This is a genomic window from Cellulosimicrobium funkei (assembly GCF_001019615.1).
Lineage (GTDB): Bacteria > Actinomycetota > Actinomycetes > Actinomycetales > Cellulomonadaceae > Cellulosimicrobium > Cellulosimicrobium cellulans_E.
The window spans coordinates 27362-48806 of sequence record NZ_JNBQ01000026.1 but is presented as its reverse complement, the minus strand read 5'-3'; the positions used below and the strand labels follow the sequence as shown (position 1 = coordinate 48806).

At 68.1% G+C, this 21445-nt stretch carries 28 protein-coding genes; all 28 read right to left on the bottom strand.

From position 1 onward, the window contains the following. Positions 1-34: 34 nt before the first annotated feature. The 28 genes from FB00_RS15500 to FB00_RS15365 all read right to left on the bottom strand — a co-directional run bounded on the left by FB00_RS15500 (position 35) and on the right by FB00_RS15365 (position 21381). A complete protein-coding gene (locus tag FB00_RS15500; RefSeq protein ID WP_047233831.1) occupies positions 35-592 on the bottom strand; it encodes an adenylate kinase in 558 nt (185 codons plus the stop codon). A 50-nt stretch (positions 593-642) separates the two neighbouring features. Further along, complete coding sequence (gene secY / locus FB00_RS15495; protein ID WP_047233820.1) at positions 643-1941, bottom strand: preprotein translocase subunit SecY; 1299 nt, start codon at positions 1939-1941, stop codon at positions 643-645. Positions 1942-2250: 309 nt separating this feature from the next. Beyond that, positions 2251-2817 (bottom strand): 50S ribosomal protein L15, encoded by a 567-nt coding sequence (gene rplO / locus FB00_RS15490; protein WP_082141382.1) that lies wholly within the window; start codon positions 2815-2817, stop codon positions 2251-2253. 2 nt (positions 2818-2819) lie between these two features. Beyond that, on the bottom strand, positions 2820-3002 hold the full coding sequence (rpmD, locus tag FB00_RS15485; RefSeq protein ID WP_021480439.1) for a 50S ribosomal protein L30: 183 nt from the start codon (positions 3000-3002) through the stop codon (positions 2820-2822). Beyond that, a complete protein-coding gene (gene rpsE, locus FB00_RS15480; RefSeq protein ID WP_021480438.1) occupies positions 3002-3658 on the bottom strand; it encodes a 30S ribosomal protein S5 in 657 nt (218 codons plus the stop codon). Before rpsE ends, rpmD begins: the two co-directional genes overlap by 1 nt. A gap of 40 nt (positions 3659-3698) precedes the next feature. Then, positions 3699-4070 carry a 50S ribosomal protein L18 gene (gene rplR, locus FB00_RS15475; RefSeq protein ID WP_047233819.1) on the bottom strand — a complete coding sequence of 124 codons (372 nt, stop codon included), beginning with the start codon at positions 4068-4070 and terminating at the stop codon, positions 3699-3701. A 2-nt stretch (positions 4071-4072) separates the two neighbouring features. Next, positions 4073-4609: a 50S ribosomal protein L6 gene (gene rplF / locus FB00_RS15470; RefSeq protein ID WP_047233818.1), complete on the bottom strand. Its 537-nt coding sequence runs from the start codon at positions 4607-4609 to the stop codon at positions 4073-4075. A gap of 18 nt (positions 4610-4627) precedes the next feature. Then, positions 4628-5026, bottom strand: coding sequence for a 30S ribosomal protein S8 (rpsH, locus tag FB00_RS15465; RefSeq protein ID WP_021480435.1), 399 nt, complete (start codon positions 5024-5026; stop codon positions 4628-4630). An 82-nt stretch (positions 5027-5108) separates the two neighbouring features. After that, complete coding sequence (locus FB00_RS15460; RefSeq protein WP_021480434.1) at positions 5109-5294, bottom strand: type Z 30S ribosomal protein S14; 186 nt, start codon at positions 5292-5294, stop codon at positions 5109-5111. A 1-nt stretch (position 5295) separates the two neighbouring features. After that, entirely contained in the window at positions 5296-5865 is a 570-nt protein-coding gene (rplE, locus tag FB00_RS15455; RefSeq protein ID WP_047233817.1) for a 50S ribosomal protein L5, read from the bottom strand. Then, positions 5865-6206 (bottom strand): 50S ribosomal protein L24, encoded by a 342-nt coding sequence (gene rplX, locus FB00_RS15450; RefSeq protein ID WP_021480432.1) that lies wholly within the window; start codon positions 6204-6206, stop codon positions 5865-5867. Before rplX ends, rplE begins: the two co-directional genes overlap by 1 nt. Before the next feature lie 2 nt (positions 6207-6208). Continuing rightward, complete coding sequence (rplN, locus tag FB00_RS15445; protein ID WP_021480431.1) at positions 6209-6577, bottom strand: 50S ribosomal protein L14; 369 nt, start codon at positions 6575-6577, stop codon at positions 6209-6211. A gap of 206 nt (positions 6578-6783) precedes the next feature. Continuing rightward, the gene (gene rpsQ, locus FB00_RS15440; protein ID WP_047233816.1) at positions 6784-7074 is read right to left on the bottom strand and encodes a 30S ribosomal protein S17; all 291 of its coding nucleotides are present in this window, start codon (positions 7072-7074) and stop codon (positions 6784-6786) included. Between the two features lie 11 nt (positions 7075-7085). Next, positions 7086-7322: a 50S ribosomal protein L29 gene (gene rpmC / locus FB00_RS15435; RefSeq protein ID WP_021480429.1), complete on the bottom strand. Its 237-nt coding sequence runs from the start codon at positions 7320-7322 to the stop codon at positions 7086-7088. Next, entirely contained in the window at positions 7322-7741 is a 420-nt protein-coding gene (rplP, locus tag FB00_RS15430) for a 50S ribosomal protein L16 (protein ID WP_047233815.1), read from the bottom strand. The genes rpmC and rplP overlap by 1 nt, the downstream gene beginning before the upstream one ends. Positions 7742-7744: 3 nt before the next feature. Further along, positions 7745-8590 (bottom strand): 30S ribosomal protein S3, encoded by an 846-nt coding sequence (rpsC, locus tag FB00_RS15425; RefSeq protein WP_047233814.1) that lies wholly within the window; start codon positions 8588-8590, stop codon positions 7745-7747. After that, complete coding sequence (gene rplV, locus FB00_RS15420; RefSeq protein WP_021479879.1) at positions 8590-8961, bottom strand: 50S ribosomal protein L22; 372 nt, start codon at positions 8959-8961, stop codon at positions 8590-8592. Before rplV ends, rpsC begins: the two co-directional genes overlap by 1 nt. 58 nt (positions 8962-9019) lie before the next feature. Beyond that, a complete protein-coding gene (gene rpsS, locus FB00_RS15415) occupies positions 9020-9301 on the bottom strand; it encodes a 30S ribosomal protein S19 (protein ID WP_047233813.1) in 282 nt (93 codons plus the stop codon). A gap of 15 nt (positions 9302-9316) precedes the next feature. Next, positions 9317-10153, bottom strand: a complete 837-nt coding sequence (gene rplB, locus FB00_RS15410) for a 50S ribosomal protein L2 (protein WP_047233812.1) — start codon at positions 10151-10153, stop codon at positions 9317-9319. A 31-nt stretch (positions 10154-10184) separates the two neighbouring features. Further along, the gene (gene rplW, locus FB00_RS15405; protein WP_021479876.1) at positions 10185-10475 is read right to left on the bottom strand and encodes a 50S ribosomal protein L23; all 291 of its coding nucleotides are present in this window, start codon (positions 10473-10475) and stop codon (positions 10185-10187) included. Further along, positions 10472-11176, bottom strand: coding sequence for a 50S ribosomal protein L4 (rplD, locus tag FB00_RS15400; protein WP_047233829.1), 705 nt, complete (start codon positions 11174-11176; stop codon positions 10472-10474). Before rplD ends, rplW begins: the two co-directional genes overlap by 4 nt. Before the next feature lie 5 nt (positions 11177-11181). After that, positions 11182-11844 carry a 50S ribosomal protein L3 gene (rplC, locus tag FB00_RS15395; RefSeq protein ID WP_047233811.1) on the bottom strand — a complete coding sequence of 221 codons (663 nt, stop codon included), beginning with the start codon at positions 11842-11844 and terminating at the stop codon, positions 11182-11184. A 14-nt stretch (positions 11845-11858) separates the two neighbouring features. Further along, positions 11859-12167, bottom strand: a complete 309-nt coding sequence (gene rpsJ, locus FB00_RS15390) for a 30S ribosomal protein S10 (RefSeq protein ID WP_012867945.1) — start codon at positions 12165-12167, stop codon at positions 11859-11861. Between the two features lie 487 nt (positions 12168-12654). Beyond that, positions 12655-13851, bottom strand: coding sequence for an elongation factor Tu (gene tuf / locus FB00_RS15385; RefSeq protein WP_047233810.1), 1197 nt, complete (start codon positions 13849-13851; stop codon positions 12655-12657). A gap of 128 nt (positions 13852-13979) precedes the next feature. Then, positions 13980-16082, bottom strand: a complete 2103-nt coding sequence (gene fusA, locus FB00_RS15380) for an elongation factor G (RefSeq protein ID WP_047233809.1) — start codon at positions 16080-16082, stop codon at positions 13980-13982. Positions 16083-16199: 117 nt separating this feature from the next. Further along, positions 16200-16670, bottom strand: coding sequence for a 30S ribosomal protein S7 (gene rpsG, locus FB00_RS15375; RefSeq protein ID WP_047233808.1), 471 nt, complete (start codon positions 16668-16670; stop codon positions 16200-16202). Then, positions 16670-17044, bottom strand: a complete 375-nt coding sequence (gene rpsL, locus FB00_RS15370; RefSeq protein ID WP_021479869.1) for a 30S ribosomal protein S12 — start codon at positions 17042-17044, stop codon at positions 16670-16672. Before rpsL ends, rpsG begins: the two co-directional genes overlap by 1 nt. A gap of 455 nt (positions 17045-17499) precedes the next feature. Next, positions 17500-21381, bottom strand: a complete 3882-nt coding sequence (locus FB00_RS15365; RefSeq protein ID WP_047233807.1) for a DNA-directed RNA polymerase subunit beta' — start codon at positions 21379-21381, stop codon at positions 17500-17502. Between the last annotated feature and the right edge of the window lie 64 nt (positions 21382-21445).

Genomic DNA, 21445 nt, shown 5'->3' with positions numbered 1-21445 from the left:
GCTCCCCAGAACCTGACGGACGAACGACCGGCGCTCAGCCGACGAGCGCGGTCAGCGCCGTGACGATGCGCCCGGTGATCTCGTCGACGTCGCCGATACCGTCGACACGGACGAGGAGGCCGCGCTCGTCGTACGCGGACGTGAGCGGCGCCGTCTGCTCCGCGTAGATGTCGAGGCGGCGCGCGATGGCCTCCTCGGTGTCGTCCTCGCGGCCCTCGATCTCCGCGCGCTTCGCCAGGCGGGCGAGGAGCTCGTCGCGGTCCGCCGTGAGCTCCACGACGCCGTCCAGGGCGACGCCCAGGTCCGTGAGGATCGTGTCGAGCTCGACGACCTGGGCAGCGTTGCGCGGGTAGCCGTCGAGGATGAACCCCTGCGCCGCGTCGTCCTGGGCGAGGCGGTCGCGCACCATCGCGTTCGTCACCGAGTCGGGGACCAGGTCGCCCTTCGCGGTGTACTCCTGCGCGAGCCGGCCGAGCTCCGTGCCGCCCTTGATGTTCGCCCGGAAGATGTCTCCGGTCGAGATCGCGGGGATGGCGAGCTGCTCGGCGAGCCGGGCGGCCTGCGTCCCCTTGCCCGCGCCCTGCGGGCCCATGATGACGAGGCGCGCGGGACGCGCGGCGGACTGGCCGTCGGTGGCGTTGCTCAACGGAGGAACCCTTCGTAGTGGCGCTGCTGCAGCTGGGAGTTGATCTGCTTGACCGTCTCCAGGCCGACGCCGACGACGATGATGATCGAGGAGCCACCGAACGGGATGTTCGTGCTCACGCCGAGCCCGATGAGGACCAGCGTCGGCAGCAGGGCGACGAGCGCGAGGTAGATGGAGCCCGCGGACGTGATGCGGGTGATGACGTAGTCGAGGTACTCGGCGGTCGGCCGGCCGGCACGGATGCCCGGGATGAAGCCGCCGTACTTCTTCATGTTGTCCGCGACCTCGTCCGGGTTGAACGTGATCGACGTGTAGAAGAAGCAGAAGAACAGGATCATCAGCACGTACAGCACGATGTGCAGCGGCGCGGCCGGGTCGGCGAGGTTCGTGCTGACCCAGATGACCCAGTCGGCGCTCTGGTCGCCGAACTGCGCGATGAGGCCCGGGACCGCGAGCAGCGAGGCCGCGAAGATCACCGGGATGACGCCGGCCATGTTGATCTTGATCGGGATGTAGGTGCTCGACCCGCCGTACATGCGGCGCCCGACCATGCGCTTGGCGTACTGGACCGGCACGCGGCGCTGGGACTGCTCGACGAACACGACCAGGCCGATGACGACCACGATGACCGCGATCATGATGATGAAGTTCGTCGCGCCGTTCGCACCACCGGCGATCGACCACAGGGCGGTCGGGAAGCTCGCGGCGATCGACGTGAAGATGAGGAGCGACATGCCGTTGCCGACGCCGCGCTCGGTGATGAGCTCGCCGAGCCACATGATGAGCCCGGTGCCCGCGGTCATGGTGATGACCATGAGCGCCATCGTCACGAAGCTGCCGTCGGGGATGACGTCGACCGAGCAGCCCTGGAAGAGCAGGCCGTTGCGCGCCGTCGTGATGACGGTCGTCGACTGGAGGATGGCGAGCGCGATCGTCAGGTAGCGCGTGTACTGCGTCAGCTTCGCCTGGCCCGACTGGCCCTCCTTGTGGAGCGCCTCGAAGCGAGGGATCACGACGCGCAGCAGCTGGACGATGATGCTCGCGGTGATGTACGGCATGATGCCGAGCGCGAAGATCGACAGCTGGAGCAGTGCGCCGCCGCTGAAGAGGTTGACGAGGCCGAGCAGGTCGTTGCCGTCGGCGGTCTCCGCGATGCACTGCTGCACGTTGGGGTAGTCCACACCCGGCGTGGGGATGAACGACCCCACCCGGAAGATCGCCATGATCGCGATCGTGAACAGCAGCTTGCGCCGCAGGTCGGGCGTCCGGAAAGCCCGGGCGAATGCGCTGAGCACCTATCCTCCTGGCCCGCCGAGGCGGGATGTCGTGTCGCCGGGAGGCCCGGCGAGGTGTGACGCACGGCACCGGCGCCAAGAGGCACCCTAGCCGTAGCGCCGCGTCGAACGGCAAGTCGGTCCCGACGACCGGACGGACCGACCGCGGACCTGCGAGTGACGGCGGTCACCCCGGGGTGCGGGGAGACAACCGTCGGAGAGTCTAACCGTGGCGCGCTGCCGGACGGACCACGGGTCGTGCGGGAGGGCCTTCCCCAGACGCGGACAGGGCCGACGGCGCGAGCGCGCCATCGGCCCTGTCCAGGGGTGTCAGTCCTCCGAGACCGAACCGCCGGCCGCGAGGATCTTCTCGCGAGCGGCGCCCGAGAGGGCGTCGACCGCGACCTCGAGCTTGACGGTGATCTCGCCCGTGCCGAGCACCTTGACGAGCTGGCCCTTGCGGACCGCGCCCTTCGCGACGAGGTCCTCGACGGTGACCTGGCCACCCTCGGGGTACAGCGCCGCGAGCTTGTCCAGGTTCACGACCTGGTACTCGGTGCGGAACGGGTTCTTGAAGCCGCGCAGCTTCGGGAGGCGCATGTGCAGAGGCATCTGCCCGCCCTCGAAGCGCTCGGGAACCTGGTAACGAGCCTTCGTACCCTTGGTACCGCGGCCCGCCGTCTTACCCTTCGACGCCTCACCACGACCCACGCGGGTCTTGGCCTTCTTGGCGCCGGGAGCCGGACGCAGGTGGTGGATCTTGAGCGTGCCGCCGGCACCCTCGGTCTGCTTGCCCGACTGCTTCGCAGCAGTCGCGGACTCCGCCTTCGCGGGGGCCTTCGCAGCAGCCTTCTTCTTCGGAGCCTCGGCGGTCTCCTTGGTGGCCTTCTCAGCCATGGTCACTCGACCTCCTCAACGGTGACGAGGTGCGCCACCGTCGCGACCATGCCGCGGATCTCCGGGCGGTCCTCCTTCACGGCGGTGTCGCCGATCCGCTTGAGGCCCAGAGTGCGCAGCGTGTCGCGCTGGTTCTGCTTGCCGCCGATGGCGGACTTCGTCTGGGTCACCTTGAGCCTGGCCATCAGGCGTTCACCCCCGCAGCACGGGCACGCAGGAGCGCGGCCGGGGCCACGTCCTCGAGCGGGAGACCACGGCGCGCGGCGACAGCCTCAGGCTGCTCCAGGTTGCGCAGGGCCTCGACGGTCGCGTGCACGATGTTGATCGCGTTGGACGAGCCGAGCGACTTGCTCAGCACGTCGTGGATGCCCGCGCACTCCAGCACGGCGCGCACCGGACCACCGGCGATCACACCGGTACCGGGAGCGGCCGGGCGGAGGAACACGACGCCGGCGGCGGCCTCACCCTGGATGGGGTGCGGGATGGTGCCCTGGATGCGCGGGACCTTGAAGAAGTTCTTCTTGGCCTCCTCGACACCCTTGGCGATCGCCGCGGGCACCTCCTTCGCCTTGCCGTAGCCGACACCGACGGTGCCGTCGCCGTCGCCCACCACGACCAGCGCGGTGAAGCTGAAGCGGCGGCCGCCCTTGACGACCTTGGAGACGCGGTTGATGGTGACGACGCGCTCGACGAAGGCGTTCTTCTCGGCTGCGTCGCCACGGCGACCGTCGCGACGGTCACCGCGACGGTCGTCGCGGCGCCCCCCGCGCGCGTTCTGGTCGCTCGACTCGTTGGCGGCACCCGTGGGGGCGCCGGTGTTGCTGCGCTGCCCTGCAGCCATCAGAGAATCCTTTGCTTCCGTGTGGGGATGGTCGGCGTCGTCACAGGGACAGACCGCCCTCGCGGGCGCCGTCGGCGACCGCAGCGACCCGACCGTGGTACTTGTTGCCGCCACGGTCGAAGACGACCGCGTCGACGCCCTTGGCCTTCGCACGCTCGGCGACGAGCTCGCCGACCTTGCGGGCCTTGGCGCTCTTGTCGCCGTCGAGCGCACGCAGGTCCGCCTCGAGCGACGAGGCCGACGCAACCGTCTGACCGATCGTGTCGTCCACGACCTGGGCCGTGATGTGGCGCGTGGAGCGTGTCACCACGAGGCGCGGACGAGCGGCGGTCCCCTTGATCTTCTTGCGCAGGCGCAGGTGGCGGCGCTGACGCGCGACGGCCTTGCCCTTGCCGAGAACCTTCAGAGCCATCGTTACTTACCAGCCTTTCCGACCTTGCGGCGGACGACCTCGCCGGCGTAACGCACACCCTTGCCCTTGTACGGCTCGGGCTTGCGGATCTTGCGGATGTTCGCTGCGACCTCGCCGACCTGCTGCTTGTCGATGCCGGAGACCGAGAACTTCGTCGGGCTCTCGACCGCGAACGTGATGCCCGCGGGCGGCGTCACGACGACCGGGTGGCTGAAGCCGAGGGCGAACTCGAGGTCCGAGCCCTTGGCCGTCACGCGGTAACCGGTGCCGACGATCTCGAGCTTCTTCTCGTAGCCCTGCGTCACGCCCTCGACGATGTTCGCCAGGAGGGTGCGCGTGAGGCCGTGCAGCGCGCGGGACTCGCGCTCGTCGTCCGGGCGCGACACCACGAGCGTGGCGTCCTCCTGGGCGACCTGGATGGGGGCGGGCACGTGGTGCTCGAGCGAGCCCTTGGGGCCCTTCACGGTCACGAGCGCGCCGCTGATGGTGACGTCCACTCCGGCGGGAACCGGAACGGGGATCTTGCCGATTCGAGACATGGCGTATCTCCTTTCCGATTACCAGACGTAGGCGAGGACTTCGCCGCCCACGCCCTTCGTGGCGGCCTGCTTGTCGGTGAGCAGGCCGGAGGACGTGGACAGGATCGCCACGCCCAGGCCGCCGAGAACCTTCGGCAGCTCGGTGGACTTGACGTACTTGCGCAGGCCCGGCTTGGACACGCGGCGCACGCCGGCGAGGCTGCGCTCACGGTTCGGGCCGAACTTCAGCTGGATGGTGAGGTTCTTGCCCACCGTCGCGTCCTCGACGCTCCAGCCGGAGATGTAGCCCTCGGCCTGGAGGATCTCGGCAATGTGCGACTTCAGCTTCGAGTACGGCATGGTCACCGTCTCGTGGTAAGCCGAGTTCGCGTTCCGCAGACGCGTCAGCATGTCTGCGATCGGGTCGGTCATCGTCATCGGGCTCTAGCCCTTCCTCGACGTGGTATCCGGGCGGAGGCGCGCCGTGCGGCGCGCTCCGCCAGGACCTACGACGTAGTTGTTACCAGCTGCTCTTGGTGACGCCGGGAAGCTCACCACGGTGGGCCATCTCGCGCACGCAGATGCGGCACAGGCCGAACTTGCGGTACACCGAGTGCGGACGACCGCACTTCTGGCACCGGGTGTAGGCGCGGACCGCGAACTTGGGCTTGGCGGCCGCCTTGTTGATCAGGGCCTTCTTCGCCATGTCAGTTCTCCTTGAAGGGGAAGCCGAGACGGCGCAGCAGGGAGCGGCCCTCGTCATCGGTCGTCGCCGTGGTCACGATCGTGATGTCCATACCGCGGACACGGTCGATCTTGTCCTGGTCGATCTCGTGGAACATCGACTGCTCCGTGAGACCGAACGTGTAGTTGCCGTGCCCGTCGAACTGCTTGGGCGACAGGCCGCGGAAGTCGCGGATGCGCGGCAGGGCGATCGACAGGAGACGGTCCAGGAACTCCCACATGCGGTCGCCGCGCAGCGTGACGTGCGCACCGATCGGCATGCCCTCGCGCAGCTTGAACTGCGCGATGGACTTGCGGGCCTTGGTCACCTGCGGCTTCTGGCCGGTGATCGCGGACAGGTCGCGGATGGCGCCCTCGATGAGCTTCGAGTCCTTGGCGGCGTCACCGACACCCATGTTCACGACGATCTTCGTGACGCGGGCGACCTGGTTGACGTTCTCGTGCCCGAACTCCTCGCGCAGACCGGAGACGATCTCCTCGCGGTAGCGCTGCTTCAGACGGGGCACCTCGGGGGCGACGATCTCGGTGCTCATCAGATGTCCTTCCCGGAGCGCTTGGCGACGCGCACGCGCACGGTGCGCTTGCGGCCGTCACGCTCGACCTCTTCGGTGCGGTACCCGACGCGGGTGCCCTTCTTGGTCTCCGGGTCGACGACCATCACGTTGCTGATGTGGATCGGGGCCTCGACGGTCTCGATCCCACCGGTCCGCGTGCCGCGCTGCGACTGGCCGACCTTGGTGTGCTTGGTGACGCGCTGGACGCCCTCGACGATGACGCGGTCACGGTCGGTGAGCACCTCGAGGACGCGGCCCTGCTTGCCCTTGTCCTTGCCGGCGATGACGACGACGAGGTCGCCCTTCTTGATCTTGGCCATGGTCAGAGCACCTCCGGAGCCAGCGAGATGATCTTCATGAACCGCTTGTCGCGCAGCTCGCGCCCGACCGGGCCGAAGATGCGCGTCCCGCGCGGCTCGCCGTCGTTCTTGAGGATCACGGCGGCGTTCTCGTCGAACTTGATGTAGGAACCGTCCGGACGACGGCGCTCCTTGGCGGTGCGGACGACGACGGCCTTGACCACGTCGCCCTTCTTCACGTTGCCGCCCGGGATCGCGTCCTTGACGGTTGCGACGATGACGTCGCCGATTCCGGCGTAGCGACGGCCCGAGCCACCGAGAACACGGATGCAGAGAATCTCCTTGGCACCCGTGTTGTCGGCGACACGAAGTCGCGACTCCTGCTGGATCATGTAATGAACTCCTGTCGTCGAGCCGGTTCTCGCGCGAGGCGAGCCTTGCCGAACGGATAGCTGTCAGTGCCGGGTCCCTCGCGGGTGAACCGGCCAGGACCGGGCGGTGGACCCGCCCGACCTGTCCTCACTGGTTGCCGCACCGCGGTGCGGCACGAGAGCGGTCGTGACGAGCGAGCCGGGGCTCGCCCGTCACGACCGGTGGATCACTTGGCCTTCTCGAGGATCTCCGCGAGGCGCCACCGCTTGGTCGCGGACAGCGGGCGGGTCTCCATGATGAGCACCAGGTCGCCCACGCCGGCAGAGTTCTGCTCGTCGTGCGCCTTGACCTTGCTCGTGCGGCGGATGACCTTGCCGTAGAGCGGGTGCTTGACCCGGTCCTCGACCTCGACCACCACGGTCTTGTCCATCTTGTCGCTCACGACGTAGCCGCGGCGCGTCTTGCGGTTCGCGCGCTCCTCGGCCGCCTCGGGCGCGTTCGTTGCGTTCTCGCTCATTCCAGCCTCACTCACTCGGCACTCGGCGCGGTACGGATGCCGAGCTCGCGCTCACGCAGGATCGTGTAGATCCGCGCGATGTCGCGGCGGACGGCCTTGAGGCGCCCGTGGCTCTCCAGCTGGCCGGTGGCCGACTGGAAGCGGAGGTTGAAGAGCTCCTCCTTGACCTTCTTGAGCTCGGCGACGAGCGTCTCGTCGTCCATGGCGTCGAGGTCGACGGGGGCGAGCCCCTTCGTTCCGATTGCCATCAGTTGCCACCACCCTCGCGCACCACGAAACGGCACTTCATCGGGAGCTTGTGGATCGCGCGGCGCATCGCCTCGCGAGCCAGGTCCTCCGGGACACCGGCCAGCTCGAAGACGATCCGGCCCGGCTTGACATTGGCGACCCACCACTCGGGCGAACCCTTACCGGAACCCATGCGGGTCTCGGCAGGCTTCTTGGTCAGGGGACGGTCCGGGTAGATGTTGATCCAGACCTTGCCGCCACGCTTGATGTGGCGGGTCATCGCGATACGAGCAGCCTCGATCTGGCGGTTCGTCACGTACGCCGGCTCGAGAGCCTGGATGCCGTACTCGCCGAACGCGATCTGCGTGCCACCCTTCGCCGCGCCGGAACGCGACGGGTGGTGCTGCTTGCGGTGCTTGAGCCTGCGCGGGATCAGCATGACTCAGGCCTCCGTTCCGGTCTCAGGGGCCTTCGCCTCTGCGGCGGGAGCAGCCTGCTCGGGCGCCGCCGGCGACTCGGACGCGGGGGTCCGCTCGGCCGAACGCTCGGGACGACGGCCGCCACCACGACGGTCGCCGCCGCGCTCACCGCGCGGGCCGCCACGGCCCTGGCGCGGAGCGGCCGTGGCCTGCTGCGCGGCGAACTCCTTCTCGGTGACGTCGCCCTTGTAGATCCAGACCTTCACGCCGATGCGGCCGAAGGTCGTGCGGGCCTCGAAGAAGCCGTAGTCGATGTACGCACGGAGCGTGTGCAGCGGCACACGACCCTCGCGGTAGAACTCCGACCGGCTCATCTCGGCGCCGCCGAGGCGGCCGGCGACCTGCACGCGGATGCCCTTGGCACCGGCGCGCTGGGCCGACTGGATGCCCTTGCGCATCGCACGACGGAACGAGACGCGGCTCGCGAGCTGCTCGGCGATGCCCTGAGCGACGAGCTGCGCGTCCGTCTCGGCGTTCTTCACCTCGAGGATGTTGAGCTGCACCTGCTTGCCCGTGAGCTTCTCGAGCTCGCCGCGGATGCGGTCGGCCTCGGCGCCACGGCGGCCGATGACGATGCCCGGGCGTGCCGTGTGGATGTCCACGCGGACGCGGTCACGGGTGCGCTCGATCTCGACCTTGGAGATGCCTGCGCGCTCGAGACCGGTGCTCATGAGCTTGCGGATCTGGACGTCCTCGCGGACGTAGTCGCGGTACCGCTGTCCGGGCTTGGTGCTGTCGGCGAACCAGCGCGACCGGTGGTCGGTGGTGATGCCGAGGCGGTACCCGTGCGGGTGAACCTTCTGTCCCACTATCGGGCACTTCCCTTCGTGTTCTCACGCGGAGCGACGACCACGGTGATGTGGCTGGTGCGCTTGAGGATGCGGTTCGCACGGCCCTGGGCCCGCGGGCGGAAACGCTTGAGGGTCGGGCCCTCGTCGACGAACGCCTCACGCACGACGAGCTCCTGCTCCTCGAACGCCTCGCTCGCACGGTCTGCCTTCACCCGGGCGTTGGCGATCGCGCTCTCCACGACCTTGCGGACGGGCTCGCTCGCCGCCTGCGGTGCGAACTTCAGCACCGCGACGGCCTCGGAGGCCTGCTTGCCACGGATGAGGTCCACGACGCGCCGGGCCTTCTGGGGCGTGACACGGACGAACCGCGCCTGCGCCTTGGCTTCCATTGCTGTCCTGCCTTCTTGTCTCTTGACCGTCCAGGTCGTCACCAGACTGACCCGGGGGTCAGCGGCGACGACCCTTCTTGTCGTCCTTCACGTGGCCGCGGAAGGTCCGCGTGGGAGCGAACTCGCCGAGCTTGTGGCCGACCATCGACTCGGTGACGAACACCGGCGTGTGCTTGCGACCGTCGTGCACGGCGAACGTGTGACCGAGGAAGTCGGGCGTGATGACCGACCGACGGGACCAGGTCTTGATGACGTTCTTGGTCCCCTTCTCGTTCTGAGCGTCCACCTTCTTCTGCAGGTGGCCGTCGACGAAGGGGCCCTTCTTCAGGCTACGAGGCATGTCTCCAGGCTCCTATCAGCGCTTCTTGCCGGTACGGCGACGACGCACGATCAGCTTGTCGCTCGGCTTGTTCGGACGGCGGGTACGACCCTCCGGCTGGCCCCACGGGCTCACCGGGTGGCGACCACCGGACGTCTTGCCCTCACCACCACCGTGCGGGTGGTCGATCGGGTTCATGGCGACACCACGGACGGTCGGGCGCTTGCCCTTCCAGCGCATGCGGCCGGCCTTGCCCCAGTTGATGTTCGACTGCTCGGCGTTGCCCACCTCGCCGACCGTGGCGCGGCAGCGCAGGTCGACGTTGCGGATCTCGCCGGAGGGCATGCGCAGCTGCGCGTACGGCCCGTCCTTGGCGACGAGCTGCACGGACGCACCGGCCGAGCGGGCGATCTTCGCGCCGCCACCGGGCTTGAGCTCGATGGCGTGGATGACCGTACCGGTCGGGATGTTGCGCAGCGGCAGGTTGTTGCCGGGCTTGATGTCCGCGCCCGCACCGTTCTCGACGACGTCGCCCTGCTTGAGCTTGGCCGGCGCGATGATGTAGCGCTTCTCGCCGTCCGCGTAGTGCAGGAGCGCGATGCGCGCCGTGCGGTTGGGGTCGTACTCGATGTGCGCGACCTTGGCGGGCACGCCGTCCTTGTCGTGGCGACGGAAGTCGATCACGCGGTACGCACGCTTGTGGCCACCACCCTTGTGACGGGTGGTGATCCGGCCGGAGCTGTTGCGGCCGCCGCTCTTCGAGAGCGGGCGGACCAGAGACTTCTCCGGCTGCGAGCGCGTGATCTCGGCGAAGTCGGCGACGCTCGCGCCGCGGCGGCCGGGCGTCGTCGGCTTGTACTTACGGATTCCCATGGGGATCTGTCCTCAATCTGCTCTCGTCGGCTCAGCCGAAGATGTCGATCGTGCCCTCGCGGAGGGTGACGATCGCACGCTTGGTGTCCTTGCGCTTGCCCAGGCCGAAACGCGTGCGACGCGTCTTGCCCTTGCGGTTGATCGTGTTCACCGAGGCGACCTTGACCGAGAAGATCTGCTCGACGGCGATCTTGATCTCGGTCTTGTTGGCCCGCGGGTCGACGACGAACGTGTACTTGCCCTCGTCGAGCAGGCCGTAGCTCTTCTCGGAGACGACCGGCGCGAGGATCACGTCACGGGGGTCCTTGGTCACGGTGGTCACTTCGCGGCCTCCTCGGCAGCAGTCTCGTCCGCCTCGGTGGAGGTGGCGACGGCCTTCGCGGAGCGACCCGTGGCCGGGCCCGCCAGGAACGCGTCGAGCGCGCCCTGCGTGAAGACGACGTCGTCGGAGACGAGCACGTCGTAGGTGTTGAGCTGGTCGGCCACCAGGAGGTGGACCTGCTCGACGTTCCGCAGCGACTTGATCGTCAGCTCGTCGCCACGCTCGGTGACGACCAGGACGTGCTTGCGCTCGGAGAGCTTGGCGAGCGTCGAGACGGCGGTCTTGGTCGACGGCAGGCCGTCGACGCCGAAGCCGGTCACGACGTGGACACGGCCGTTGCGGGCGCGGTCCGAGAGGGCACCGCGGAGCGCGGCGGCCTTCATCTTCTTGGGCGTCCGCTGGTCGTACGAGCGCGGCGTCGGGCCGTGGACGGTGCCACCGCCGGCGAACTGCGGCGCACGGGTCGAACCCTGGCGGGCGCGGCCGGTGCCCTTCTGCTTGTACGGCTTGCGACCACCACCGCGGACCTCGCCGCGGCTCTTGGTGTCGTGGGTGCCCTGGCGTGCAGCGGCACGCTGGGCGACGACGACCTGGTGGATCAGCGGGACGTTGAGCTCGACGTCGAACACCTCGGCGGGGAGCTCGGCGGTGCCGGCCTTCTTGCCCTTGGGGTCCAGCACGTCAACGGTCAGAGCGGACATGGTGTTCACGCTCCCTTCGCGGCGCTGCGCACGAGGACGACGCCGCCCTTGGGGCCGGGAACCGCGCCCTTGACGAGCAGCAGACCCTTCTCGGCGTCGACCGCGTGGACGGTCAGGTTCTGGGTGGTCTGGCGGGCGTTGCCCATGCGACCGGCCATGCGCAGGCCCTTGAACACGCGCGACGGGGTCGAGGCCCCACCGATCGAGCCCGGCTTGCGGTGGTTGCGGTGCGCACCGTGCGAGGCGCCCACGCCGGAGAAGCCGTGGCGCTTCATGACACCGGCGGTGCCCTTGCCCTTGGTCGTGCCCACGACGTCGACCACGGCGCCGGCCTCGAAGGCCTCCGCGGTGATCTCCTGGCCGAGCGAGTACTCGGCGGCGTCGGTGGTGCGGACCTCGGCGACGTGGCGGCGCGGCGTGACGCCGGCCTTCTCGAAGTGGCCCTTGAGCGGCTTCGTGACCTTGCGCGGGTCGATCTGCCCGTAGGCGAGCTGCACGGCGGCGTACCCGTCGGCGTCGGCCGTGCGCACCTGCGTCACGACGTTCGTGCCGACGGCGACGACGGTCACGGGCACGAGGCGACCGGCCTCGTCCCAGAGCTGCGTCATCCCGAGCTTCGTGCCGAGCACCGCGGTGACCGGACGCGCGTTCTGCTGGGGAATAGTCATGATGTCCTCCAGCCTCAGAGCTTGATCTCGATGTTCACGTCGGCAGGCAGGTCGAGACGCATGAGCGAGTCGACGGCCTTCGGCGTGGGATCGATGATGTCGATCAGCCGCTTGTGCGTGCGCATCTCGAAGTGCTCGCGGCTGTCCTTGTACTTGTGAGGCGACCGGATGACGCAGAAGACGTTCTTCTCCGTCGGCAGCGGCACCGGACCCACGACCGTTGCACCAGCGCGCGTCACCGTGTCGACGATCTTGCGCGCCGAGCTGTCGATGACCTCGTGGTCGTAGGACTTGAGCCGGATGCGGATCTTCTGTCCCGCCATGGCGTCGTCTGACTCTCTCTCTCGAACCGCTAGCTGTCCGACCCCCGCGCTCGGGCGTGTCGCGTAGTCGCGACGCACCTGGGCGCACACGCCGAGAGGCGCAGGGCCGTTGGATATGTGATCCACCGTCCGCACCGTGCTGACGCACGGCTCCGCGGAGCGGACCACAACGTTTGTGCGAGCCTGGTCGGAACATGTGTTCCGCGGGGTACTCGATCCATGGCGACAGAGAGCTCAACCCGCAGACCCGGGACGAGGTCCCGGGGTCCTGGTCCTCCTCGAGAGGACCGGTTCAACACACTGTTCGACACGTGAAAGAGCGCACCCGTAACAGGCAACCTGAACAGTCTGCCACACGAAGGCCGCCCGGGCCAAGTCGAGACCGGGACGGGCACTGTGACGGTGACCGCAGGGACGGTGCAGGCCGAAGGCCCGGCCCCGCGGACGGGACCGGGCCTTCGACGAGTGCTGCGGAGGCAGCGTCAGATCACTTGAGGATCTTGGTGACGCGGCCCGAGCCGACGGTGCGGCCACCCTCACGGATGGCGAAGCCGAGGCCCTCCTCCATGGCGATCGGCTGGATGAGCTCGACCGTCATCTCGGTGTTGTCGCCGGGCATGACCATCTCGGTGCCCTCGGGCAGCGTGATGACGCCGGTGACGTCCGTCGTACGGAAGTAGAACTGCGGACGGTAGTTCGAGTAGAACGGGTTGTGACGGCCACCCTCGTCCTTGCCCAGGATGTAGACCTGCGCCTCGAACTGCGTGTGCGGGGTGATCGAGCCCGGCTTCACGACGACCTGGCCGCGCTCGACGTCCTCGCGCTTGATGCCGCGCAGGAGCAGACCGGTGTTGTCGCCGGCCTGAGCCTGGTCCATCTGCTTGTGGAACGTCTCGATGCCCGTGACCGTGGTCTTCTGGGGCGAGCGGATGCCGACGATCTCGACGTCCGAGTTGAGGTCGAGCGTGCCACGCTCCACCTTGCCGGTGACGACGGTGCCACGACCGGTGATCGTGAAGACGTCCTCGACGGGCATGAGGAACGGCTTGTCGAGCTCGCGGACGGGCTCGGGCACGTTCTCGTCGACGGCCTCCATGAGCTCGATGATCTTCGAGGTCCACTCGGGGTCGCCCTCGAGCGCCTTGAGACCCGACACGCGCACGACCGGCGCGTTGTCGCCGTCGAACTCCTGCGAGGAGAGGAGCTCGCGCACCTCCATCTCGACGAGCTCGAGGATCTCCTCGTCGTCGACCATGTCGGACTTGTTCAGCGCGACGAGCAGGTAGGGAACGCCGACCTGGCGGGCGAGCAGGACGTGCTCGCGCGTCTGGGCCATCGGGCCGTCGGTCGCGGCGACCACGAGGATCGCGCCGTCCATCTGGGCGGCACCGGTGATCATGTTCTTGATGTAGTCGGCGTGACCCGGGGCGTCGACGTGCGCGTAGTGGCGCTTCGGCGTCTCGTACTCGATGTGCGCGATGTTGATCGTGATACCGCGCTGCTTCTCCTCGGGAGCCGCGTCGATCTCGTCGAAGTTGCGCTGGACGTTCGCCGGCAGGTCCGGGTACGTGTCCGCGAGCGTCTTCGAGATCGCCGCCGTCAGCGTCGTCTTACCGTGGTCGACGTGACCGATGGTGCCGATGTTGACGTGCGGCTTGGTCCGCTCGAACTTGGCCTTAGCCACTGGGGTCCTCCTGGGACTTGGGTAGATGTGCCGAACGTTGCGAATGTCGACCGAGAGATCCTACATCCGCGGGGCGTTGCGGTTTTCCTACAGGTTGATGGTTGTGCGGGTCTTCGACCTGTGGGGACTCACTCGCCCCGGGTCTTCTTGATGATCTCTTCGGCAACGTTCCGAGGAACCTCGGCGTAGCTGTCGAACTGCATCGAGTACACGGCACGACCCTGGGTCTTGGACCGGAGGTCACCGATGTACCCGAACATCTCTGACAACGGTACTTGGGCCCGGACGACCTTCACACCCGTCGCGTCCTCCATGGACTGGATCATTCCACGACGTGAGTTCAGGTCGCCGATGACGTCGCCCATGTACTCCTCGGGCGTACGCACCTCGACCGCCATCACCGGCTCCAGCAGAACCGGGTCCGCCCGCTTGACGCCCTCCTTGAGGACCATCGAGCCGGCGATCTTGAACGCCATCTCCGAGGAGTCGACCTCGTGGTAGGCGCCGTCGAGCAGCGTCGCCTTGACCCCGACCAGCGGGAAGCCGGCGAGCACGCCGAGCTCCATCGCGGACTGGATACCGGCGTCGACGCTCGGGATGTACTCGCGCGGGATGCGACCACCGGTGACGGCGTTGGAGAACTCGTAGAGCTCGCCCTCGGCCGTGTCGAGCGGCTCGAAGGTCACCTGGACCTTGGCGAACTGCCCGGAACCACCGGTCTGCTTCTTGTGCGTGTACTCGATCTTCTCGGCCTTGCGGCGGATCGTCTCGCGGTACGCGACCTGCGGCTTGCCGACGTTCGCCTCGACCTTGAACTCGCGACGCATGCGGTCGACGAGGATGTCGAGGTGGAGCTCGCCCATGCCGCCGATGACGGTCTGGCCGGTCTCGTCGTCCAGCTTGACGCGGAACGTCGGGTCCTCCTCGGCGAGCTTCTGGATCGCCGTCGAGAGCTTCTCCTGGTCGGCCTTCGTCTTCGGCTCGATCGCCACGTCGATGACGGGCTCGGGGAAGGTCATCGACTCGAGGATCACGGGCGCGTCGAGCGCGCTCAGCGTGTCACCCGTCGTGACGTCCTTGAGGCCGATGAACGCGTAGATGTGACCCGCGCTCGCCTCCTCGACCGGGTTCTCCTTGTTGGAGTGCATCTGGAAGAGCTTCCCGATGCGCTCCTTCTTGCCCTTGGTCGAGTTGAGCACCTGGGCGCCCTGCGCGACCTTGCCCGAGTAGACGCGGACGTAGGTGAGCTTGCCGAAGAACGGGTGCGACGCGACCTTGAACGCGAGCGCGGAGAAGGGCTCGGTGGCGTCGGGGTGACGCTCGACGATCTTCTCCTCGTCCTTGACGTCGTGGCCCTCGATCGCGGGGACGTCGAGCGGCGACGGCAGGTAGTCGATGACCGCGTCGAGCATGGGCTGCACGCCCTTGTTCTTGAACGCGGACCCGCACAGGACCGGGAAGGCCTCGCCGGCGATGACGAGCTTGCGGATCCCGGACTTGATCTCCGCGATCGTCAGCTCCTCGCCACCGAGGTACTTCTCGAGCAGCTCCTCGTCAGCCTCCGCGACGGCCTCGATGAGCTCGCTGCGGTACTGCTCGGCCTTCTCGAGAAGGTCGGCCGGGATCTCCTCGGTGTCGTACGCCTCGCCGAGCTTGGTCTCCCCGTGCCAGACGAGGGCCTTCATCTCGAGCAGGTCGACGACGCCGGTGAAGTCGTTCTCCGAGCCGATCGGGAGCTGGATGACCAGCGGCTTCGCCTTGAGGCGGTTGATGATGGTGTCGACGGTGAAGTAGAAGTCCGCACCGAGCTTGTCCATCTTGTTGACGAAGCAGATGCGCGGCACGTTGTACTTGTCCGCCTGGCGCCACACCGTCTCCGACTGCGGCTCCACGCCCTCCTTGCCGTCGAAGACGGCGACGGCGCCGTCGAGCACGCGCAGGGAGCGCTCGACCTCGACCGTGAAGTCGACGTGGCCGGGCGTGTCGATGATGTTGATCTGGTTGTTCTTCCAGTAGCAGGTCGTCGCGGCCGACGTGATCGTGATGCCGCGCTCCTGCTCCTGCTCCATCCAGTCCATCGTCGACGCGCCGTCGTGCGTCTCACCGATCTTGTAGTTCACACCCGTGTAGAACAGGATGCGCTCGGTGGTCGTGGTCTTCCCGGCATCGATGTGGGCCATGATGCCGATGTTGCGGACCTTGTTCAGGTCGGTCAGCACGTCAAGTGCCACGGTCTGTTTCCCTCGCTAGGTGGGTTGAGTCGGGGGCGCTGCTCGGACCGGGGTGGCCGGCCGGAGACCCGCCGACGGCCTCGGGGACCGTGAGGTCCCCGAGGCCGGTCGGGCGGACTACCAGCGGTAGTGGGCGAAGGCCTTGTTGGACTCCGCCATCTTGTGCATGTCCTCGCGACGCTTGACCGCGGCGCCGAGGCCGTTGCTCGCGTCGAGGATCTCGTTCATGAGGCGCTCCGTCATCGACTTCTCACGACGCGCGCGCGAGTAGTCCGTGAGCCAGCGCAGCGCGAGCGTCGTGGCACGCGCGGGACGCACCTCGACGGGGACCTGGTAGGTCGCGCCACCGACGCGGCGCGAGCGGACCTCGAGCGCGGGGCGGACGTTCTCGAGCGCACGCTTGAGGACGACGACCGGGTCGCCGTCGGTCTTCGCACGGACGCCCTCGAGGGCGCCGTAGACGATCGACTCGGCGGTGGACTTCTTGCCGTCGAGCAGCACCTTGTTGATGAGCTGCGTGACGACGGGCGACCCGTAGACGGGGTCGACGATGAGCGGCCGCTTCGGGGCCGGGCCCTTGCGAGGCATCAGCTCTTCTCCTTCTTGGCGCCGTAGCGGCTGCGGGCCTGCTTGCGGTTCTTCACGCCCTGCGTGTCGAGCGCGCCGCGCACGATCTTGTAGCGCACACCCGGGAGGTCCTTCACACGACCGCCGCGCACGAGCACGATGGAGTGCTCCTGGAGGTTGTGGCCGACGCCGGGGATGTAGGCCGTGACCTCGACCTGGGAGGAGAGCTTCACGCGAGCGACCTTGCGCAGCGCGGAGTTCGGCTTCTTCGGGGTGGTGGTGTACACGCGCGTGCACACACCGCGCCGCTGCGGGGAGCCCTTGAGGGCGGGGGTCTTCGACTTCCCCACCTTCGAGGTCCGCCCCTTGCGGACGAGCTGCTGGATCGTAGGCACTACGTCTCCGTGTCTTCTCGAGCTACCGGGGCTATCCCCGATGGTGGTCGTGCTGGCTGCTGGAGCCGATCGCACGAGGCACCCGCAGCGCGAGACACGCTGCAGCAGCCACCTACCACCGGCTCGATGGTCCGTCCCCCGCCCGCGGGCACGAAGGCGCCGCATGGACCGGGATCCGGAGTGCCCGGGCACTCACATCGGCCCGTCCGGAGCCCGCTGCGCGGAGGTGGGAGCGATCGCTCGCTGACACCGCCCCGCCAGGGACATCACGGAGGGCCCGACGGCGCGGGCACGGTTTACCAGGTTACCTGCCGCCCGGCAGGTAGTCAAAGGAGCAGGTCACCGCCCGCCGTCGGTGGGCGGTGCGCTCCCCCGGGACGCCGAACGGGTGCCCCGCGGCGCCCGCACCCGAGGTGCGGGACGCCGTCGGGCACCCGTCCGGCTGTCGAGGAACGTCAGCGGTAGTCGCCGAAGTCCAGGTCCTCGAGCGGGATCGCCTCGCCGGAGCCCATGCCGAGCGCCGGGAAGTCGATCTCGTCGTAGCCGAAGCTCGGGTAGAGCTCCGTCTTGGCCTGCTCGGTCGGCTCGACCTGGACCTTGGTGTACCGGGGCAGACCGGTACCGGCCGGGATGAGCTTACCGATGATGACGTTCTCCTTGAGGCCGAGGAGCGGGTCGCGACGACCGCTCATCGACGCCTCGGTGAGCACGCGCGTCGTCTCCTGGAAGGAGGCCGCCGACAGCCACGAGTCCGTCGCGAGCGACGCCTTCGTGATGCCCATCAGCTCGGGACGGCCGGAGGCCGGCTGGCCACCCTCCGCCACCGCGCGACGGTTCGCGTCCTCGAAGCGGCCGCGCTCGGCGAGCTCGCCCGGCAGGAGGTGCGAGTCGCCCGAGTCGAGCACGGTCACGCGACGCAGCATCTGCCGCACGATGACCTCGATGTGCTTGTCGTGGATGTCCACGCCCTGCGAGCGGTAGACCTCCTGGACCTCGTCCACCAGGTGCTTCTGCGTGGCGCGCGGGCCGAGGATGCGCAGGACCTTCTTGGGGTCCACCGCACCCTGGACGAGCTGCGTGCCGACGTTCACGTGGTCGCCGTCCTGCACGAGCAGGCGGGCACGCTTGGTCACCGGGTACGCGATCTCCTCCGAGCCGTCGTCCGGCGTGAGGACCAGACGGCGCGAGCGCTCCGAGTCGTCGATCGCGATGCGGCCCGAGAACTCCGCGATGGGCGCCTCACCCTTGGGGGTGCGGGCCTCGAAGAGCTCCGTGACACGCGGCAGACCCTGCGTGATGTCGTCCGCGGAGGCCACACCACCGGTGTGGAAGGTACGCATCGTCAGCTGGGTGCCCGGCTCACCGATCGACTGGGCGGCGATGATGCCGACCGCCTCGCCGATGTCGACGAGCTTGCCCGTGGCGAGCGAGCGCCCGTAGCACTTGGCGCACGTGCCGACGCGCGACTCGCACGTGAGGACCGAGCGCACCTTGGCCTCGCGCACGCCCGCGGCCACCGCGGCGTCGATGAGGACGTCGCCCGCGTCGTCGCCGGCCTTGCCGACGACGTTCCCGTCGGGGTCGACCAGGTCGGCCGCGAGGGTGCGCGAGTAGACGCTCGTCTCCACCTTCGGGTGGCGCACGAGGATGCCCCCGAGCTCCTCCGCGATCGGCAGGGTCAGGCCGCGCTCGGTGCCGCAGTCCTCCTCGCGGACGATGACGTCCTGCGACACGTCCACGAGACGACGCGTGAGGTAGCCCGAGTCGGCGGTCCGCAGCGCGGTGTCCGCCAGACCCTTGCGGGCACCGTGCGTCGCGATGAAGTACTCGAGGACGGACAGGCCCTCGCGGTAGTTGGACTTGATCGGGCGCGGGATGATCTCGCCCTTCGGGTTCGCCACGAGACCGCGCATACCGGCGATCTGACGGACCTGCATCCAGTTACCACGGGCACCCGAGCCGACCATGCGGTACACGGTGTTGCGGTCGTTCGCCTCGAGGTTCTCGCGCATGACGGAGGCGACCTTGTCCGTCGCCTGGGTCCAGATCTCGATGAGCTCCTGACGACGCTCGTCGTCCGTGATGAGACCACGGTCGTACTGCTGCTGGACCTTGAGCGCACGCTCCTCGTGCTGCTCGAGGATCTCCGCCTTCGCCGCCGGGGTGGCGACGTCGGAGATCGCGATCGTGACGCCCGAGCGGGTCGCCCAGCGGAAGCCGGCGGCCTTCAGCGCGTCGAGCGACGCCGCGACCTCGACCTTCGGGTAGCGCTCCGCGAGCTCGTTGACGATCGCCGAGAGGCGCTTCTTGTCGACCACCGAGTTCACGTACGGGTAGTCGACGGGGAGCGTCTCGTTGAACAGCGCGCGACCGAGCGTGGTGTCGAAGAGGATCGGCTGACCCTCCTCCCAGCCCTCGGGAGCCTCGAAGCCGGAGACCGGCGGGACGAGGTCCGTCGTGCGGATCTTCACCTCGGCGTTCAGGTCCAGGGTGCCCTGGTCGAACGCCATGATCGCCTCGGCGACCGAGCCGAACGCACGACCCTCGCCCTCGGCACCCTTGCGGTCGCTCGTCAGGTGGTACAGGCCGATGATCATGTCCTGCGAGGGCATGGTCACCGGACGACCGTCCGACGGCTTGAGGATGTTGTTGCTCGAGAGCATGAGGATGCGGGCCTCGGCCTGCGCCTCCGCGCTCAGGGGCAGGTGGACGGCCATCTGGTCACCGTCGAAGTCCGCGTTGAACGCGGCGCACACGAGCGGGTGCAGGTGGATCGCCTTGCCCTCGACGAGCTGCGGCTCGAACGCCTGGATGCCCAGGCGGTGCAGCGTCGGCGCACGGTTGAGCAGCACGGGGTGCTCGGTGATGACCTCTTCGAGCACGTCCCACACGACCGGGCGAGCACGCTCGACCATGCGCTTGGCGCTCTTGATGTTCTGCGCGTGGTTGAGGTCCACGAGCCGCTTCATGACGAACGGCTTGAACAGCTCGAGCGCCATCTGCTTCGGGAGGCCGCACTGGTGCAGCTTGAGCTGCGGGCCGACGACGATGACCGAACGGCCCGAGTAGTCGACGCGCTTGCCGAGCAGGTTCTGACGGAAACGACCCTGCTTGCCCTTGAGCATGTCCGAGATGGACTTCAGCGGACGGTTGCCCGGGCCCGTGACCGGACGACCACGACGGCCGTTGTCGAACAGCGAGTCCACGGCCTCCTGGAGCATCCGCTTCTCGTTGTTGACGATGATCTCCGGGGCGCCCAGGTCGAGCAGACGCTTGAGGCGGTTGTTCCGGTTGATCACGCGGCGGTACAGGTCGTTCAGGTCGCTCGTCGCGAAGCGGCCACCGTCGAGCTGCACCATCGGGCGCAGGTCCGGCGGGATGACCGGGACGGCGTCGAGCACCATGCCGGTGGGCGAGTTCGTCGTCGTGAGGAACGCGTTGACGACCTTGAGGCGCTTGAGGGCACGCGTCTTGCGCTGCCCCTTGCCCGAGCGGATGGTCTCGCGCAGGGACTCGGCCTCCGCCTCCAGGTCGAAGTCCTGGAGACGCTTCTGGATCGCCGCGGCGCCCATCGAGCCCTCGAAGTAGGTGCCGTAGCGGTCCTGGAGGGCGCGGTAGAGCATCTCGTCGCCCTCGAGGTCGGCGACCTTGAGGTTCTTGAAGCGGTCCCACACCTGGTCGAGGCGGTCGAGCTGGGCGTCCGCGCGCTTGCGGATCTGCGCCATCTCGCGCTCGGCCGAGTCGCGGACCTTGCGGCGCGCGTCGGCCTTGGCACCCTCGGCCTCGAGCTCGGCCAGGTCGGCCTCGAGCTTCTGGGCACGGGAGTTGATGTCGTTGTCGCGAGCGTCCGCGATCTCCTTCTTCTCCAGGTCGATCTCGTTCTGGAGGTTGGGGAGGTCTTCCTGACGACCCTCGTCGTCGACCGACGTGATCATGTACGCCGCGAAGTAGATGACCTTCTCCAGGTCCTTCGGGGCGAGGTCGAGCAGGTAGCCGAGGCGCGAGGGCACACCCTTGAAGAACCAGATGTGCGTGACGGGCGCGGCGAGCTCGATGTGGCCCATGCGCTCACGACGCACCTTCGAGCGCGTCACCTCGACGCCGCAGCGCTCGCAGATGATGCCCTTGAAGCGCACGCGCTTGTACTTGCCGCAGTAGCACTCCCAGTCCCGGGTGGGGCCGAAGATCTTCTCGCAGAAGAGTCCGTCCTTCTCGGGCTTGAGGGTGCGGTAGTTGATGGTCTCGGGCTTCTTCACCTCTCCGTGCGACCACGCACGGATGTCGTCGGCCGTGGCCAGGCCGATGCGCAGCTCGTCGAAGACGTTGACGTCGAGCAAGTTGTCCTACTTCCTTCGTCTGCCGGGACCGGCCGGGGCCGGTGCCGACGCCATAAAGACGGTT